18 protein-coding genes are annotated in these 16,247 nt (G+C 62.0%); 5 read left to right on the top strand and 13 right to left on the bottom strand.

What is annotated here, in order from left to right; translation table 11 throughout:
- Together I5W_RS03895 and I5W_RS30990 are read right to left on the bottom strand one after the other, a co-directional pair.
- On the bottom strand, positions 1–982 hold a 982-nt coding region (locus I5W_RS03895), incomplete at its 3' end, for a GGDEF domain-containing protein (protein ID WP_044528249.1).
- A 262-nt stretch (positions 983–1,244) separates the two neighbouring features.
- Positions 1,245–1,559: a hypothetical protein gene (locus tag I5W_RS30990; protein WP_148289029.1), complete on the bottom strand. Its 315-nt coding sequence runs from the start codon at positions 1,557–1,559 to the stop codon at positions 1,245–1,247.
- On the opposite strand from I5W_RS30990, the gene I5W_RS03890 reads away from it, so the two are divergent.
- Positions 1,543–1,953 (top strand): glyoxalase/bleomycin resistance/dioxygenase family protein, encoded by a 411-nt coding sequence (locus tag I5W_RS03890; protein WP_044528248.1) that lies wholly within the window; start codon positions 1,543–1,545, stop codon positions 1,951–1,953. The genes I5W_RS30990 and I5W_RS03890 overlap by 17 nt on opposite strands.
- Positions 1,954–2,070: 117 nt before the next feature.
- On the opposite strand, the gene I5W_RS03885 is transcribed toward I5W_RS03890, so the two are convergent.
- The 10 genes from I5W_RS03885 to I5W_RS03840 all read right to left on the bottom strand — a co-directional run bounded on the left by I5W_RS03885 (position 2,071) and on the right by I5W_RS03840 (position 11,486).
- A complete protein-coding gene (locus tag I5W_RS03885; RefSeq protein ID WP_044528247.1) occupies positions 2,071–2,430 on the bottom strand; it encodes a 5-carboxymethyl-2-hydroxymuconate Delta-isomerase in 360 nt (119 codons plus the stop codon).
- Between the two features lie 124 nt (positions 2,431–2,554).
- Complete coding sequence (locus I5W_RS03880) at positions 2,555–3,535, bottom strand: threo-3-hydroxy-L-aspartate ammonia-lyase (RefSeq protein ID WP_044528246.1); 981 nt, start codon at positions 3,533–3,535, stop codon at positions 2,555–2,557.
- Positions 3,536–3,597: 62 nt separating this feature from the next.
- Positions 3,598–4,260 carry a helix-turn-helix transcriptional regulator gene (locus I5W_RS03875; protein WP_044528245.1) on the bottom strand — a complete coding sequence of 221 codons (663 nt, stop codon included), beginning with the start codon at positions 4,258–4,260 and terminating at the stop codon, positions 3,598–3,600.
- Positions 4,261–4,302: 42 nt separating this feature from the next.
- A complete protein-coding gene (locus I5W_RS03870; protein WP_044528244.1) occupies positions 4,303–5,046 on the bottom strand; it encodes a DNA-3-methyladenine glycosylase in 744 nt (247 codons plus the stop codon).
- A gap of 153 nt (positions 5,047–5,199) precedes the next feature.
- The gene (locus I5W_RS03865) at positions 5,200–6,447 is read right to left on the bottom strand and encodes a phospholipase D-like domain-containing protein (protein WP_044528243.1); all 1,248 of its coding nucleotides are present in this window, start codon (positions 6,445–6,447) and stop codon (positions 5,200–5,202) included.
- Between the two features lie 12 nt (positions 6,448–6,459).
- Positions 6,460–7,113 (bottom strand): MotA/TolQ/ExbB proton channel family protein, encoded by a 654-nt coding sequence (locus I5W_RS03860; RefSeq protein WP_044528242.1) that lies wholly within the window; start codon positions 7,111–7,113, stop codon positions 6,460–6,462.
- A gap of 62 nt (positions 7,114–7,175) precedes the next feature.
- On the bottom strand, positions 7,176–9,611 hold the full coding sequence (locus tag I5W_RS03855) for a TonB-dependent receptor (RefSeq protein WP_044528241.1): 2,436 nt from the start codon (positions 9,609–9,611) through the stop codon (positions 7,176–7,178).
- Between the two features lie 54 nt (positions 9,612–9,665).
- Complete coding sequence (locus I5W_RS03850; protein WP_017451899.1) at positions 9,666–10,385, bottom strand: TonB family protein; 720 nt, start codon at positions 10,383–10,385, stop codon at positions 9,666–9,668.
- Positions 10,385–10,792 (bottom strand): ExbD/TolR family protein, encoded by a 408-nt coding sequence (locus tag I5W_RS03845; RefSeq protein ID WP_017451900.1) that lies wholly within the window; start codon positions 10,790–10,792, stop codon positions 10,385–10,387. The genes I5W_RS03850 and I5W_RS03845 overlap by 1 nt, the downstream gene beginning before the upstream one ends.
- 109 nt (positions 10,793–10,901) lie before the next feature.
- Complete coding sequence (locus I5W_RS03840; protein ID WP_044528240.1) at positions 10,902–11,486, bottom strand: hypothetical protein; 585 nt, start codon at positions 11,484–11,486, stop codon at positions 10,902–10,904.
- A 286-nt stretch (positions 11,487–11,772) separates the two neighbouring features.
- Here I5W_RS03840 and I5W_RS03835 point away from each other — a divergent pair, with 286 nt between their 5' ends.
- Together I5W_RS03835 and I5W_RS03830 are read left to right on the top strand one after the other, a co-directional pair.
- On the top strand, positions 11,773–12,129 hold the full coding sequence (locus tag I5W_RS03835; protein WP_017455108.1) for a MarR family transcriptional regulator: 357 nt from the start codon (positions 11,773–11,775) through the stop codon (positions 12,127–12,129).
- Positions 12,130–12,243: 114 nt separating this feature from the next.
- Complete coding sequence (locus tag I5W_RS03830; protein WP_044528239.1) at positions 12,244–13,008, top strand: CDP-diacylglycerol diphosphatase; 765 nt, start codon at positions 12,244–12,246, stop codon at positions 13,006–13,008.
- Between the two features lie 10 nt (positions 13,009–13,018).
- Here the strand turns inward: I5W_RS03830 and I5W_RS03825 are convergent, their stop codons facing one another.
- On the bottom strand, positions 13,019–13,909 hold the full coding sequence (locus I5W_RS03825) for a LysR family transcriptional regulator (protein ID WP_044528238.1): 891 nt from the start codon (positions 13,907–13,909) through the stop codon (positions 13,019–13,021).
- Positions 13,910–14,036: 127 nt separating this feature from the next.
- Between I5W_RS03825 and I5W_RS03820 the strand changes: the two genes are divergently transcribed.
- On the top strand, positions 14,037–14,783 hold the full coding sequence (locus I5W_RS03820; protein ID WP_044528237.1) for an SDR family oxidoreductase: 747 nt from the start codon (positions 14,037–14,039) through the stop codon (positions 14,781–14,783).
- A gap of 216 nt (positions 14,784–14,999) precedes the next feature.
- The coding region (locus tag I5W_RS03815; RefSeq protein WP_044528236.1) for an Hsp70 family protein at positions 15,000–16,247 on the top strand (1,248 nt) is incomplete at its 3' end.

Here is a 16,247-nt window from a genome sequence, read left to right as displayed (position 1 = left end):
GCGCCCAGCTGATCTCGATCTCGGTATGCGGCCACTTCACGCGGGCTACCGATTGCTTGATGCGTTCGGACACTTGGTGTGCGCCGATCTCATCGGTGTCGGGCAGGATCAGCGAGAATTCGTCACCACCATAACGCGCCAGGAAATCGCTGGCCCGCAGCGGCGAACGCAGTACGCGGGCCAGTTGCACCAGCAGGGCGTCACCGGCCGGGTGACCGTAGGTATCGTTGTATTGCTTGAAGTAGTCCACGTCTACCATCAGCATGGTCAGGGGGCGGGCATTGCGCAGATGGCGCGTCCATTCTTCACGCAGCCGCGAATCGAAGCTGCGGCGGTTGCCGATACCGGTCAGCGCATCGGTCATGGTCTGCTGTTCCAGCTTTTGCATGGCGCGATGACTGTCGATCTGGGCTTCGAGCTGACGACCGAGTTTCTGGAAGGCGTCACGCTGGGCCGGTGTCAGGGTCCGCGCGACGCGGTCCATCACGCACAGCGTCCCCATCACATCGCCATTGCCCGATACCAGAGGTACCGCGGCATAGAAGCGCACCGCCGGGTTGCCGCGGGCCAGGGCGCTATTGGCAAAGCGCGCATCGTTGTGCAGGTCGTTGACTTCGGTCACCTGCCCAGGTGTGCGGGCGGCCATTTCGCACAGGGAGAAATCGACCGCATTGCGCAGCACACCGGTCTGGCCGGGAAAGCGCCACCATTGGTTGCGCGCATCACCGCGGCCATTGTTGATGGAAAGGTAAGGATGCTGCAGGCCGATGTCGGCGTGCAACTGGGTGAACATGCCCATGGGCGTAGTGCAGACACTGGAAGCCAGCGAGATGAAGTCCGACAAGGCCTGCTCCAGCCAGGCATCGGCATCACTGTCGGTGTGCGCGAGTTCGATGCGCTCGGCAGGCGAACCCGACAGGCCGCGCTGCGGTGCTTGGGTACGCTGGAAGCGAGAGCGTTCGGGAGTGTACTGAGCGTGCAAATCTCGAATGTTCATGGCGCAATACTCGTGAGGTTGGATTTCGTTGTAATCGGTCGCCGTCAACGCATGAGGTCATGCAGTGAGGGAAGAACGGCGCGGCAGATGCTGATGATGAAAAGGCGGAAATATTTTTCTTGTTTTTTTCACCGCCCATCTTGTTGCCCTGCGACATCAAGTTAGCAGATCAAGTTCGGAAGTAAAGTCATTTAAAACATCCACTTACAATTTAAACGTCCTCTTGCTTGAAACGATGACAATACGATCACATGCAAACAGCTTCGCTGAACATACTGACAATTGACGTTTTGTTAGCCCCACTACGGCGATACGCCATCTTAATTTCGTGCGGAAGAAATTGGCATCGGACAGCGCGACTTTCGCTTGTCAGCGGATTCTTATATTGCTCTGCAATATCGGCAAAAACAGCGACATAAAGGCGTCGCCGAATGACGACACAATGGCGTCGCCGCAAGGTGACGATTAATGCTTGCCAAGCGACGAAGTCGTAAATAAACTCTGCCGTTCCTTGTTTGATCCGATCAACGTTTTTGAAAGCAGAGATGTCGACCCAGCCCAAAGCAGGCGCAGTCCTGTTCGCCAAAGATGTAGCCCGCCTTGCCGCCTTCTATGCGCAGGTGCTGGCGGTGGTTCCCAAGCACGCCCATGCCGAGAAGGTAGTGATCGAGGCCGAGGATTTCCTGTTGGTGATCCATGCCATTGCCCAGGACGTGGCCACCAAGGTAGAGATCAGCACACCGCCCGTGCTGCGCGAGAATGTGCCGGTGAAGTTGTTCCTGCCGGTGCGCTCGTTGAAGCAGGCGCGCCTGAGCGCGCAACAACTCGGCGGTGGCATGAAGTCGGTCGAAGCCGAGTGGAGTGGTCCGGATTTCCGCGCCTGCGATGGCTTCGATCCAGAAGGCAATGTGGTGCAGTTCCGCGAGCTCTTGGTCGAGCCGGCTCTGGTGCCCTGAACAGCGCCGCGCACGACCAACAGACATCCATAAGAAAAAAGCCGTCCGGTTTGCACCGGGCGGCTTTTTCATTGGGTCTTGATATGTAGCGCAATCGGAAGTCGCAATCGATGCGCGTTATGGCAGGCTGGCCTTGAAATAAGTCTCGCGCTGCATGTCCACCACCTCCACCGTGATCTGCACCTGGGTATCCTGGGGCCAAGACTGGTCCTTCTGCATGGCTGCGCCCAGCAGATCGGAAACCTGCTTCTTCTGTTCCAGCGTGCGGCCGGTCAGGATGGCCAGGCGCAGGGCGATGAAGGCACGCTTGGCCTCGGGAGCGGTGCCGACCAGGTAATGCTCCAGGCGCACGGCGCGCGCCTTGATGGCGTTCTCTTCAAAGTGGCCGCTGGCCACCAGCGCCTGGGTCAGCTTGAGCAGCGTGGGCTGCACGTCGATGGCGAGATTGTCGGTGTATTCCAGAACGAGATGGGGCATGGTGATTCCAGTCCTTGTGAGTGGGTGCAGAAGCGTGGGCACAGGCGTGCAAGCACGTCACTGTAAGCCAAAACGCTCAGGTCTGATATTGGGGTAAATGACTATCAGGGCAATGGAACAGGCCCTAATCTGCCAGATATGCGGCCAGCTTGCCCAGGTCGATATTGCCGCCGCTGATGATCACGCCCACCCGCTTTCCCTGCAGTTGCTCCTTGATCTTGCAGGCGGCGGCAAAGCCCAGGCAGCCGGTCGGCTCGACCACCATCTTCATGCGCTCGGCAAAGAAGCGCAGGCCGCTCACCAGTTCGGCATCGCTGACCGTATGAATGTCATCGACCAGTTGGCGGATCACCTCGAAGGTGTACTTGCCCAGATGCTGGGTCTGCGCGCCATCGGCGATGGTCTTGGGGGTGTCGATATGCACGATGTGACCGGCGCGCAGCGATTGCTGGCCATCGTTGCCGGCTTCCGGTTCCACCCCATAGATCTTGCACTCCGGCGCCAGCGCACGTGCCGCCAGGGCCGCGCCCGAGAGCAGGCCACCGCCACCCAGGCAGACGAAGAGGGCATCCAGCGGACCGGTTTGCTGCAACAGTTCGAGGGTGGCGGTGCCCTGGCCGGCGATCACGTGCGGATGGTCGTAGGGCGGGATCAGCGTCATCTTGCGCTCGGCTGCCAGACGCGCACCGATGGCTTCGCGGTCTTCGGTGTAGCGGTCATACGTCACCACTTCGGCGCCATAGCCACGGGTGGCCGCCACCTTGGCGGCGGGCGCATCCTCGGGCATGACGATCACGGCGGGAATGCCCAGCAGTTGCGCCGCCAGCGCAGTGCCCTGGGCGTGGTTGCCGGAGGAAAAGGTGATCACGCCATGCCGACGTTGCTCGGCATCGAATTGCGACAGCGCATTCATGGCGCCACGGAACTTGAAGGCGCCCATGCGTTGGAAGTTCTCGCATTTGAAGAACAGTTGCGCACCCACTTCGGCATCGGCCGTGCGCGAACGCAGCACCGGGGTCTGGTGCGCCCAGGGCTTGATGCGTTGTGCGGCTAGGAGGACATCGGTGAAGCTGGGGGCTGAGTTGGCACTGGAGAGGGGAATCATGAAGCTTCCTTCAAGAGAGGTGGTTAGAGGCGGATGAAAAGATAGGCATGGTGAAGCAAGCTTCAATCCTTCTCATCGTTGTAGACGGTTGCGCGCGACACACCCAGGTGCGCCGCCACGATCTCGGCTGCACGCCGCACGTCCATGCAGCCGGTCTGGCGCAATTGGCGCATGAGCTGGCGCCGGTCCTCGGCCTTGAGGCTGCGAGGCGTGGTCGACAGGCGTGCGGCAAAGTCATCGATGCGACTGCGCAGCGCATCGGCGCCGGCTGGCTCCAGCGTCTCGGCCACACGCTGCGCACCATCGATACTGCCGAACTGACGCAACATGCCTTGCAGGGCGCCGAACAAAGTCAGGTCGATGTTCATGCACAGCGCTGCCACGTACTTGCCATCGGCATCCTTGATGCCGATCGAGGTGCTCTTGGCCTGGCGTCCATCGGGCAGGGTGTTGGCGTAATTGGTGAGCACTTGCGGATAGCTGTCATCGGCAATGCGCGCCAGCCCCAGCTCGGTGGTGGCGTCGCCCACTTCGCGGCCGGACAGGTTGTTATGCAGGGCGACGATGGAGTGATCGGCATCGCGCAGGTCGTGCAGCACCACTTCGCAGAAGGGCGCGAAGGTCTCGCCCAAACCTTGGGCCACCTGCTGCAATTGCGAGAGCAGCAGGGCGTGGTCGGGCCGGGTGGGCTTCTTTTTGCGGGAGCGGGAGGTCATGCAATACATATTATCTAAAATTAGACGTTATGTATACTTGCTGGAACTCCCTCAAACCGGACCTGCCACCACGCGACCGTCACGATCGACCCAGCAATAATGCTGCGGCACGCTCTGACCGCGGCGCAGCGGATTGCGGGTGCAATAGCGCGCATAGGCCGGGTCGACGAAGCGATAGGGCAGGTGTTCGTCGCGCCCGGATGGGATGCCCAGTCGCGTGGTCTGGATCAGCCACGGTGGATCCTGCCCCACATCGTCCACGAACAGTTGCGCGGGATCGAAGGGCTGGGCATCCCAGTCTGGTACCTTCAGCGCCAATGCGCGGCACAGCAGAGTCTGTCCCGCACACAGTCGTTCGGGGGGCCTGGGCACACCTCCGGCCCCCGGATTTTCTTGCTGCATCAGGGCCAGCGCCTGCGGTCCCGCCAGCGCATCGATCCATGGATAGCCCGACTTGAGCAGCACCGCGTTGCCCGGCCCGCGTGCACTGATGTTGAACGAGTCGGCGCCGCGTGCGTAGTACATGTAGATGGTGCCGCCCTCCATGAACAGCGCACGTCGTTTGTGGGTATAGCCTAGCGAGGCGTGGCTGCCCTTGTCGTCGAGCCGGTAGGCTTCGGTCTCGATGATGCGGGCCGAGAGCCACTGGCCTTGCCAGCGCCGCCGCAGCACCTTGCCGATCAAGGCGCGGGCCAGCGCGGGGCTGTCCTGGTCGAAGAAGGAGGCGGGGAGCGGATGGAAGCGTGCAGCTTCGGGTAAGAGGGGGGCAGGCGTGATGGGAGTGTGGCGACTCATGAGGCAGGTCCAGGCAATGATGATGCTAAGACCAGGGTACACCGAACGGATTCATTGTGCGCCAGGACTGGGGCTGCCGGAGCTTATCTTATCCACAGCGCGCTGTGACGAGCGCATCTGGGGCGATCAATCGACCGCCCCAGGATTGCCTCGTCATTCAGCGGGCTTGCCCTTGGCCGGCTTGGGATAGACCTTGAGCACGTCGATCGGCTGGGCGTAGGAAGAACTCCAGGTCTGTTCATGCAGGGCCGCCACGCGCTGGGCCATGGTGGCGTCGTGCAACACCACTTCCAGATTGCGTGAGTTGTCCAGGTAGCCACCGGACCAGTTGCTGGTGCCGATCCAGGCGACCTGGCCATCGATGCTCATGGCCTTGGTGTGGATCACCCGGGCAAAGGGAATGAAGCCGGTGGAAGCCTGCGGCAGGGTGACGATGCGGATTTCCACGTTGGGCAGCACGGCCAGGCTTTGCAGGTAGCGGATGGCGGGCGCCTCGGTGTTCCAGTTCGACACCATCAGCTTGATCTTGACACCGCGTGCGGCCGCCGCGCGCAGGGCATCATCGATCACGGCGTAGTAGGGACGGGTATGGTTGGGACCGTAGGACAGTGGCGCATAGTCCAGCAATTGCACCCGCACTTCGTGCTGGGCCTGGCCGATCAGGCGCACCAGTTCGCTTTGCGAGTCGCCCACGCCCGGCGGGTTGTAGGCATTGGGACTGGCCACCAGGTAGTTGCCGCGCGCTACATCGGCCGGCACCACGCTGTGGTTGAGCACGGTCGGTGGCTGGCCGGCGGCAATGGCGGCCTGCGCCGCCCAGTCGATCTCGAAGATGGCCTGCACCTGCGCTGCCACGGTGGCGTCGGTGATCTTCAGGCCGGTCTCGTGGATGTGCGAAAACGAACGCCAGTCGAAGTTCTGGCTGCCCACGTAGGCGGTCTTGCCATCGACCACGAAATACTTGGCGTGGATGATGCCGTTGCCGGTCATGCGGGAATAGTCGAGCTGGCGGAATTCCAGGTTGGGGATGCGCTTGAGCTTCTCGATGGTGGCCGGTACCGAGGCGAATTCACCCTTCTTTTCCATCAGGAAGCGGATCTTCACGCCGCGCCGTCCGGCTGCCGCCAGATGCGCCATGATGTCGTCCAGCGCCTCGCCATCCTGGCCGGCCACGTAGAACTGGCCGAACACGATCTCGTGCCGGGCGCTGTCGAACATTTCCTTCCACACCAGCGCCGCATCGCGCAGGTCGGGGGTGGCCAGCGTGGTTTCACGCGGGACCGTGTGGACCAGCTCGAATCCCGGAATGGCGAATTGGGCATGGGCGTTGACTTGCAGGCAGAGCGCCAGGCCCAGGGAGGCGGCCAGGCGAACCAGAATGCGGCGCGGGGGATTCATCATGGCGATGTCAGATCAGGCGACGTGCAGTTTGTTGTTCGATTGGGAGGTCGGTTGCGGCTGGCCGGGTTGCTGGTTCTGGCGACCGACGCAGGCGCGCAGCATCAATACCTTCAGGTGGTCATTGATGCGTTCGATGCGTTCCTGGAACAGGTTGAAGAAGAACATGCCGACCACGGCAATGCCGATGCCCAGTGCGGTGGCATAGAGTGCGGTACCGATGCCCTGCGACACCTGACCCGGATCAGAGACGCCCTGCACGGCCAGCGCCTTGAAGGTGTCGATGATGCCCAGGATGGTGCCCAGCAGACCCAGCAGCGGGGCGGCGGTGACGATGGTATCGAGGATCCAGAGGCGCTGTTGCACTTCGCCGCGCTTGGCGATGTAGACCGATTCGCTGAAGTCTTCCAGGTCTTTCTCGGTGTGCAGGTGATGCTTTTCGGCCAGGATGTCCGACACCAGGGCCAGCGGCAGGCTGGGACGGGTGGTCAATTCGGCCGGCAGTTCCTTGAGGTGTTGCACGGCGTGGGTCATGGCGCGCTCCAGGCCGCTGGCCTGGCGCATGGTGTAGCCGAAGAACAGGCCGCGTTCGACGATGACGAAGATGGCCAGCGCAGCGCAGGCATACATCAGGTAGAAGGCCAGTTCGTGGAGTAAGTTCATGTTCATGCTTGCCTCTCTTGCAGTGGTGGGGCGGCCTTGGCTGCAGGCCGCCCCGGTTCAGGCCGCGATCAGAAATCCGCGGTCAGGGTAACGGTGAAGGTGCGCGGGGCACTGATGTAGAGCGAAGGGGCAGAGCCAGCCACGCCATTGACCGCCACGGCGTTGGTGGTGAACTGGCTGCCACTGCCGCCGTTGAGGTTGAGGTACTGCTTGTCGAACAGGTTGTAGACGTTCAGACGCACGGTCGGCTTCTTCAACCAGGAGCTCGATGCGAAGGTCATGCCGGCGCCGGCGTTGAAGACGGTGTAGCCACCCAGTGCATCGTCGTTGACCAGCGTGGTGTAGCGGCGACCGGTGTACTTGCCCTGGCCGAACACGTACCAGCCATCCTGTTGATACTGCAGCGACAGGCCCGACAGCCAGTTCGGCGTATCCGGGAATTCCTTGCCCGAGGTCGGCAGGAATTGCGAGGAACCGTTGCGCAGGTCTTGCTTCATCTTGGACTTGATGTAGGACAGCGAGCCATACATGGACAAGTTGCGGGTGAAGGCATAACCGGTTTCCAGTTCCATCCCGTGCGAGGTGGCGTCGCCTACGTTGTAGTCGGTCTTGTTGTTGGTGTCCGGGTTGTAGGCGCTGGCGATACGGTTGTGGTAGTCGATGTAGAACAGCGAGCCCGACGCCATCCACTTGTCGGTGTTGTAGCGATAGCCGAGGTCATAGTTCCAGGAGGTTTCCTTGTCCACCGGCACATCGCGCTGGGTGGCGCCGACCAGTTGGCCATTGACGATGGTACCGCCCGAGAGCAGGCCGAAGTAGGAGAAGTTGCCCGGTGCCTTGAAGTTCTTGGCGGCATTGAAGAACACCGACTGCTTTTCGTCCAGCTGGAAGCGCACACCGACGCTGGGCAGGAAGTCGGCGTAGTTCTTCTTGACCTTGTAGAAGGCAGCGCTGGAATAGCTGTTGGTACCGCTGGTCGAGCCGGTGCTCGGGTAGTTGGTGAAGTCGCGGTCAATCGAGGAATAGCGACCACCCACTTGCACGTTGAGCTTGTCGTTCATCATGCTGATGCTGTCTTGCAGGAAGATCGACTGGGCCGTGCTGACGGTCATGGTGTCGCGGTATTGCAGGATGGAACCGTCGGCATTACGCAGCCACAGGTCGGAGTTGTCCTGCCACAGGTTGGCGATGTTGCCGTTGTTGTCCACGCGGCTGAACGGACCGGTCTGCTGGTGACGCGCGCGCTCGACCCAGTAGCCGGCCAGGATGCGGTGGTTGTCCAGTTGCTGGTTGAACTTGAAGGTCACGCCCGGACGGTAGGTGCGGGTACGGCTGCCTTCGTAGGCGTAGACGGTGTCCAGGCGGTCGCCATCGCCATTGACGTCGGCTGCACCGCCGCCCAGTTGGCTGGCACCGGCCACGCCGCCCTCACGCACGGTCTGCAGCTGGTTGCCGCCGGTGCCGAAGCCATACCAGAAGTAGGGATCGACATCGAGGCTGGAGGTCGGGCTCAACTGGAAGTGGGCATTGATGGTGCCCAGCCAGTTTTCGAAGGGGTTCAGGTTATAGGCGTAGTAGGCGTTGTTGGCGATGTTGTTCGCAACGTTGGGGCCATAGGTGGTGTCGTTCTGGGCCACGCCGGCCACCGGCGGCTGATGCTGCGGCACGGCGCTGCCGAAGTCGGCATTGCGGCCCAACTGGGCGATCTGGGCCTTGGTCAGCGAACGGTAGTTGTTGTTGAGCTGGCGGTTGTAGAGCACGTTGGCATTGATGAAGCTGCCCTGGCCGAGATCGAAGTTGCTGCCGAAGTCGACGTGATCCTTGATGGCGCCGCCCGGGCCCTTGAACTTGTCGGCGGTGCTCTTGGAATACGAGATGAAGAACTTGAACTTGTCATCGAACAGCTTGCCGGAATCGAAGCGCACATAGCGCTTCCACAGGCTGTTGGAGCCGAAGGCGTTGGTCACGCGGATGCGCTGCTTGTCTTCCGGCGAGCAGAAGGTCATGCCGATGTTGCCGCCGCTAGCGCCCACGTGCGGAGCTTCGGTATCGGTCGAGCCCTGGGTGACGAAGACGTTGCACAGGTTGTCCGGCTCGGTGTACTCCTGCGGATAGACCGCGAAGTTGCCGGAGTCGTTGACCGGTGCGCCGTTGATGGTGAAGCCCAACTGGTCGCTGTTGAAGCCGCGCACGCGGATGTTGCCGCCGAACAGGCCCGTGCCGTCGTTGTCGTAGGTGTTCACGCCCGGCAGCAGGTTGATCATCTGGTAGGGCGTGCCGGTGGGCGACTGTTTTTCGATGTAGTCACGGTTCACCGAGCTGCGCGCCTTGGGCGAATCCTCGGCCTGGATCAGGCCGGTGGCAGCCGCCGTGCCAGCGCTGGCGCTGCCGCCGCCTTGTACGGTCACGGTGCCGACATCGGTGGTGGTCTGAGCGAAGGCCGGCGCGCCGGCCATGAAGAGCCCGGATATCAGCAAGGATAGCCGGGTGAGTTTGCATTGCATGTCGTGTTCCCCTGAGAGTTGAAGGACTGCGTGTTGAAATCGTTAGCGTTGGCGTCAGACCGGAATGAATTCCAGATCGGCCGTAAAGCGGTGCGTGGCCTCGCCCTTGTAGGCGTCTTCCGGGAAGGGTGCGAAGTTGGCGCGGTTGATGGTCTTGCGGGCGGCATCATCGAGCAGCATGGAGTTCGATGAACTGTCGATGCCGCTGTCGACCACGCTGCCATCGCGCTTCAACACGAACCACACGCGTACCTTGCCTTGCGGTCGCAGCGTGCTGGCTTCGCGGCCGGTGGGGTAGCGTTTGATGCTGTTGAGGTGCGCGCGTAACTGGCCCACATAGGTCTGCTCGACATGAGCCGTGTTCACTGGCGGCGGCGCCGGTGGCGCGGTGGGCGCGGCCTGGACCGGTGGTGTGACCGGGGCGCTGGCCTGCGGCTTGGCTGCTGGCAGGATGGGGGCTTCGGTCGACGGCGTGGTCGGTTCCACCGGAGCCGGGGCTTGCTTGACCGGGGTGGGTTTGGCGATGGGCTTGGGCGCTTCCTGCTTCTTGGGCGGCTCCACCGGCTTGGGTGGCGGCTCGATCTGCGGCTTGGGTTGCGGCGGCGGTGGAGGCGGCAATTCCATCAGCGCGATCTGCACCGGTTGCGGATCTTCCTTGCGCTTCAATTCGGTGGCCTTCTGCACGCCGGCCAGGATCAGCACCGCCAGCACCACCAGTGAAGGCAGCGTGGCCAACTGCTCGCGGAAGCGGAAAAAGAGAGGGACGTTCATCATCACTGCTTGCGGGTAGCGATCGAGATGGAATCGAAGCCGCCCTTCTTGAGCGTATCCATGACATCAACCAGGCGTTGCACTTCCACGCCGCGGTCGCTGTTGATGATGAGATTGAGTTTCTCGCCTTCCTTGCGCAGCTTGTCCAGGCGTGCGGTGAGGCCATCCAGATTGGTGTTCTCGCCGTCGACCTGGATCACGTCATCCTTGGCGATGGTGATGATGGCCTTGGTCTGGGGTTTGAGATCCTGGGCCGTGGACGAACTGGGCAGCTGGGTCTTCAGGCCCAGTGCCGGGATCACGTTCAGGCTGATCAACACGAAAAACACCAGCAGGAACATCATCACGTCGATCATCGGAATGATCTCGACGCGGGCCTTCCGTTTCTTGGGTTCGTCCCAACTGCGCATACCACACTCCTCGAAGCTTCGTTATACGATCTGTAGCGCTATAGTTTTTATAGCGATGCGCAGCGTAGCGAGGAAATATGTCGTGCGTATTACACCATGCAGACTGTGGTTAAGAACGCTCGCGCGGCAATGGCAGCCGGGGCAGTAATGCGAGCAACAGCTTGCACAGATAGACCACCATCAACGAGCCCAGCAGGTCGCCGATGGACATGACGATCAGGCCGCTCCAGAAATCCGGGTAGACCCCGCGCATGACGTACCAGATCAACTGGAACAGGGGATTGGAAAGCGCATAGAGCAGGATGCAGGCCATCAGCCGCGTGGTGGTGAGATTGCCGAGGTTGCGGCCCAGGTCCATGCCCGAGAGCGTGAGCCGATACACCAGGTAGGGTGCACCGGCCGAGATCAGGCAGTAACCTGCGGCGGCTACCAGATCTTCCGGGAATAGCTGGTAGGTGGCGGCGGTGGCCAGCGAGCCGATCAGCAGGCCCAGGCAGCCGGCTTCGGCAAAGAGCAGCGTACAGATCAGCCGCACTCCGGCTGGCAGGTAGATCCAGGCGATGCCCTCGGTGAACTGGGTGCGCCGGAACAGCCATTCATTGATGGTATAGAACAGGAAATAGCACAGTGCCGTGGCGGCGATGGCGGCCAGGTGGATGCGCAGGGAGGAACGCGAAGCGGGTGAGGCGTGCATGGCGGGGGCGGCTGGGGGGCAGGGACATGCGGAACGGCGCGTATGTTACCTATTTCCCTGGTCGGGCGCACCTCAACAATTTTCATCAATGTGGCGTGCCAGCCTCGCCAATCGGGACGTAAAACTATCCTTTGCATCGAATTACAGTTCTTGCAGGCTTGGATATTGCGCGTTTGGCTGGGGCCAGCGTATGATTCGCTATCAATTCTGGAACAATGCTGGAACAAAAAAAGTACGCTGCAATCAATATCCAGGCTTGAATAACGACAACCAACACCAGCGCCATATGGGTAAAAACAAGAGGCCGGCAGATATCTACCTGCGTTTTCTGCAACTGGCCGAAGCACTACGGGGATTGCCTGCACTACCTACCCTGGATCCGCTCGAAGATCGGATCCTGGCTTTCATCGCCCGCGCCGGCCAGGAGCAGCAGCGATTGTCGGTGCGCGACCTGATGGCGCAGAGCGAATTCGGCTCGCCCGCCATGCTTCATGCAAGGATCAAGTCGATGCGCGAAAAGGGCTGGATTGTCCTGGCCGATACCGAAGATCCGCGCCGCAAGCAGGTCGAGCTGAGCCAGGCCGCCTGGCTGCATTTCGACAAACTCTCCAAGTGCCTGGTGCAGGCCACGCGCGACAAGTAAACTCCCCCCGTCATATGGCTGTCATGCTGCGGAAATACCGGGCCGTTAATCTCACGGCCTCGCTGCGGCGCTGACTGCCTGCCGCCTTGCAGCTCATTGTCCCGAATGGTTTCGATGCGACTGCTTTCCCTTTTTTCTTCCCGCGGCGCTTTCCTGTGTTCGCTGTTGCTGGCCGCCTGCGCCTTGTCGGCCAGTCCGGCCCAGGCCGCCGATCCCCACAAGCTGTGGGAAATCACCAGCCAGCAATGCGTGCCCAACATGCAGTCCACCGGCCAGCCGCAGCCATGCGTGATGGTCGATCTGGCGCGCGGCTTCGTGGTGCTCAAGGATCTGGTCGGTCCCGCGCAATACCTCTTGATGCCGACGCGTCGCCTGACCGGCATCGAAAGTCCGGAGTTGCTGGCGCCGGATGCGCCCAACTACTGGGCTTATGCATGGGAGCAGCGCGGGCGTGTGGTGCAGGCACTGGGCCGTCCGCTCTCCGATGAACAGCTGGGTATTGAAATCAATTCGGCGGCCGGCCGTTCGCAATTGCACCTGCATCTGCACATCGATTGCATGCGCCGCGATGTGGCGGTCAGCCTCGACGATCATCGGGGCGATCCTTTCCAGCAATGGCTGCCGTGGTATTTCGAAGGCCATCGCTACTGGGTCATGCGCCTGCCCGCCGATGCGTTGGCACAGCACGATCCGTTCAAGCTGGCCGCTGCCCGCAGCGCCTATGCGGCCGACAACATGGCCTCGCAGTCACTGCTGCTGACCGGGGCGCGTTTTGCCGATGGCAGCACCGGCTTCTTCCTGGTCAACATGCCGGTCAACTTCGACCGCGAGGAACAGGGCAGTGCCGAAGTGCTGATGGATCACGACTGCCGCTGGTAGCTTCCGCGCGTCATTGCGCGAATTCGCGTACCAGCGTATCGAACACCAGCCGCAGGCGCGGTGGCACCGGTCCGCGTTGCGGGCGGTAGAGGTACATGTCCCAGGGATCGGGTTCGTGATCAGTCATGACGGGGACCAGTCGTCCTGCTGCGATGTCGTCCTCGCACAGGAAGCCGGCGATCTGGCCGATGGCGACGCCACTTCTCACCAATAAATATTCGCCCTCCGAATCATCGCAGAGGAAGCGGGCGTGATCGGCCATCCACTGGTTCTCCTGCGCGAACAGCCAGGGCCAGGGGCGGCCCGTGCCCCGGTCCAGCATGGCGGTGCAGGGCAGGGCGCGCAAGGCCTCGGTGTCCTCCGGGGCCCCATGGCGGCGCAGGAAGCGCGGCGTGGCCACCACGTAGAAGCGCACCTTGCCCAGACGCCGCACCACGAACCGGTTGTCCGGCACGGTGCCGACGCGGATGCCGATGTCGATCTTTTCTCCCACCACATCGGCGCGCTGATCGGTCAGGCGCAGGTCGAAGCGCAAGCCGGGATGCGCCTGCGCCAATCGCTCCACGATGGGCAGCAGGCGGCTGCGTCCCAACGCAGATGGTGCGGCCAGGCGCACCAGTCCGCTCATCTCGTCGGCCGGGCTGGCGGCCTCCGTCTCGAAAAGTCCATCGAGTTCACGCAGGCTTTCGCGCGCGCGTTCGGCGAGAGCTTCGCCGAAACTGGTGATGCGCACCTGGCGCGTATTGCGATGGAACAGCATCTCGCCCTGCAGGCGCTCCAGTTCCTGGATGGCGCGGGTGACGGCTTGCGGTGAAATGCCGAGCCGGATCGCGGCTTCCTTGAAGCTGCCGGTATCGGCGGCAGCGCAGAAGATGCGCAGCATCTCCAGTCGATTGAGCATGATGATTCCTGAAAATGGAATTCTGTAATCTTATCATTTCCATTGTTTGGCATAGTGGCGCCACCCATAATCCTTCCATCGACACGCAGCAACCGCAAGCCAACCCCATCACTGGAAAGGATTCATCATGAGCAACAACATCAAGGACAAAGTCGTCGTCATCACCGGCGCCAGCAGCGGCCTGGGCGAAACCACCGCACGTCACCTGGCTGCACTGGGCGCCAAGCTGGTACTGGGTGCGCGCCGCACCGAGCGTCTGGAAAAGCTGGTGGCCGACATCACCGCCGCCGGTGGCCAGGCCATCGCCGTGACCACCGACGTGGCGCGCCGCGACGACGTGGAAGCGCTGGTGGCCAAGGGTGAGCAGCACTTCGGCCGCATCGACGTGCTGGTCAACAATGCCGGCATCATGCCGCTGGCTCCGATGGCCAAGCTCAAGGTCGAGGAGTGGGACCGCATGATCGACGTCAACGTCAAGGGCGTGCTCTATGGCGTAGCCGCCGCGCTGCCGCGCTTCGCTGCGCAGGGCTCGGGCCACATCATCAATGTGTCGTCGGTGGCGGGCATCAAGGTATTCGCCGGCATGGGCACGGTCTACAGCGCCACCAAGTTCGCGGTGCGCGCCCTGACCGAAGGCCTGCGCGCCGAAGCACCGGACGGTGTGCGCACCACCATCATCTCCCCGGGGGCGGTGGATTCCGAACTGAAGACCCACAGCAGCGACAAGGAGACCTCGGAAGCCCTGCTGGCCTGGTATGAGGCCAACCAGATTCCGGCCGATTCGGTGGCGCGTGCGATTGCCTATGCCATCGAGCAGCCGGCCAATGTGGATATCAGCGAAGTGGTGCTGCGTCCGGTGGCGCAGGAATTCTAAGTTTTCCACAGCCGTTTTCAGCCGGTTCGATCTGACGGTGCCGCCGGGCAGCCCTGCCTGGCGGTGCCGTTTTTCGTTGGCTTGTCATCTTGCTATTGCCGAGTCGGCAATGATTTCACGGCGGCATGTTGTTTGCTTCAAACGCCGCCATGACGCCGTGCAGACAAGCACCGTCCTTTTCTATATGATTGCCGACCCAAAAAGAAGGAGTGATCGATGGCGAACGCGTGCGGTGTGGATTTCGGTACCTCCAATTCCACGGTCGGCTGGCAGCGCCCGCAGGCCGGCGATTCCCTGCTGCTGCCGCTGGAAGACGGCCGTGCCACGCTGCCATCGGTGGTGTTCTTCAATGCCGATGAAAACAGTTTCAGCTACGGCCGTGCCGGGCTGGGCGAATACCTGGCCGGCTATGAAGGCCGTTTGATGCGCTCATTGAAGAGCCTGCTGGGGTCGGGTGCCATCGATGGTCAGACCGAGGTCGGCGGTCGGGCGTTGCCCTATCGCGGCCTGCTGTCGCAATTCATCGGCGAACTCAAGCAGCGTGCCGAGCGCGCCGCCGGCACCGCCTTTTCCCAGGTGGTACTGGGCCGCCCGGTGCATTTCGTCGACGATGATGCGGCTGCTGACCAACTGGCCCAGGATACGCTGGAACAGATCGCACGCGATGTCGGTTTCAAGGACATCGCCTTCCAGTTTGAACCGATTGCCGCCGCTTTCGACTATGAGTCGCGCATCGATAGGGAAGAGCTGGTCTTGATCGTCGACATCGGCGGCGGTACCTCCGACTTTTCGCTGGTGCGCCTGTCGCCACAACGGGCATCGCGCAGCGAGCGGCGCGACGATATCCTGGCCAATGGGGGCGTGCACATCGGCGGTACCGACTTCGACAAGTATTTCAGCCTGGCCTGCGTGATGCCGCTGCTGGGCTTGGGCGGGCGCCTTCTGGGCAATGCCGAGATCCCCTCCAGCTATTACTTCAACCTGGCCACCTGGCACACCATCAATCAGCTCTACACCCGCAAGGCCTGGCAGCAATTGCAGGACGTCGCGCGTGAAGTGACCGACCGCGAACGCTTTGCCCGACTGCTGGACGTGGTCGAGCAGCGCTGCGGCCACTGGCTGGCGCTGCAGGTGGAGGCCGGCAAGATCGCTCTGTCCTCGGCCGACCAGACCCTGCTGGATCTGGAACGCCTGCGCAAGCCCGAGCAGTTGCAATTGCAGCGCAGCGACTTCGACGCCGCCGTCGACCACCTGGTGCAGTCGGTGGAGCAGACTGTACTGGCGCTGTTGCAGCAGGCCGGTTTGCGCGCCGATGACATCGATAGCGTTTTCTTCACCGGTGGCTCCAGCGGCGTGCGCCTGCTGCGCGAACGCATCGGCGCGCTGGCGCCCAAGGCCAGGCATGTGGAAGGCGACCTGTTCGGCAGTATCGGCAGCGGGCTGGCCATCGATGCCGCGCGCAAG

It is taken from the genome of Herbaspirillum sp. B65 (assembly GCF_000333555.1).
Taxonomy (GTDB): Bacteria; Pseudomonadota; Gammaproteobacteria; order Burkholderiales; family Burkholderiaceae_D; genus Herbaspirillum; species Herbaspirillum rubrisubalbicans.
The sequence above is the reverse complement of the archived record's forward strand: the minus strand, read 5'-3'. Positions and strand labels throughout refer to the sequence as shown.

Coding starts and splice junctions, on each gene's coding strand:
- I5W_RS03865 (WP_044528243.1), bottom strand. CDS start 6,447: ATGATGAATCCCCCGCGCCGCATTCTGGTTCGCCTGGCCGCCTCCCTG.
- I5W_RS03850 (WP_017451899.1), bottom strand. CDS start 10,385: ATGATGAACGTCCCTCTCTTTTTCCGCTTCCGCGAGCAGTTGGCCACG.
- I5W_RS03825 (WP_044528238.1), bottom strand. CDS start 13,909: ATGCTCAATCGACTGGAGATGCTGCGCATCTTCTGCGCTGCCGCCGAT.
- I5W_RS03830 (WP_044528239.1), top strand. CDS start 12,244: ATGCGACTGCTTTCCCTTTTTTCTTCCCGCGGCGCTTTCCTGTGTTCG.
- I5W_RS03880 (WP_044528246.1), bottom strand. CDS start 3,535: ATGATTCCCCTCTCCAGTGCCAACTCAGCCCCCAGCTTCACCGATGTC.
- I5W_RS03840 (WP_044528240.1), bottom strand. CDS start 11,486: ATGCACGCCTCACCCGCTTCGCGTTCCTCCCTGCGCATCCACCTGGCC.
- I5W_RS03820 (WP_044528237.1), top strand. CDS start 14,037: ATGAGCAACAACATCAAGGACAAAGTCGTCGTCATCACCGGCGCCAGC.
- I5W_RS03860 (WP_044528242.1), bottom strand. CDS start 7,113: ATGAACATGAACTTACTCCACGAACTGGCCTTCTACCTGATGTATGCC.
- I5W_RS03875 (WP_044528245.1), bottom strand. CDS start 4,260: ATGTATTGCATGACCTCCCGCTCCCGCAAAAAGAAGCCCACCCGGCCC.
- I5W_RS03845 (WP_017451900.1), bottom strand. CDS start 10,792: ATGCGCAGTTGGGACGAACCCAAGAAACGGAAGGCCCGCGTCGAGATC.
- I5W_RS03890 (WP_044528248.1), top strand. CDS start 1,543: ATGTCGACCCAGCCCAAAGCAGGCGCAGTCCTGTTCGCCAAAGATGTA.
- I5W_RS03885 (WP_044528247.1), bottom strand. CDS start 2,430: ATGCCCCATCTCGTTCTGGAATACACCGACAATCTCGCCATCGACGTG.
- I5W_RS03835 (WP_017455108.1), top strand. CDS start 11,773: ATGGGTAAAAACAAGAGGCCGGCAGATATCTACCTGCGTTTTCTGCAA.
- I5W_RS03870 (WP_044528244.1), bottom strand. CDS start 5,046: ATGAGTCGCCACACTCCCATCACGCCTGCCCCCCTCTTACCCGAAGCT.
- I5W_RS03855 (WP_044528241.1), bottom strand. CDS start 9,611: ATGCAATGCAAACTCACCCGGCTATCCTTGCTGATATCCGGGCTCTTC.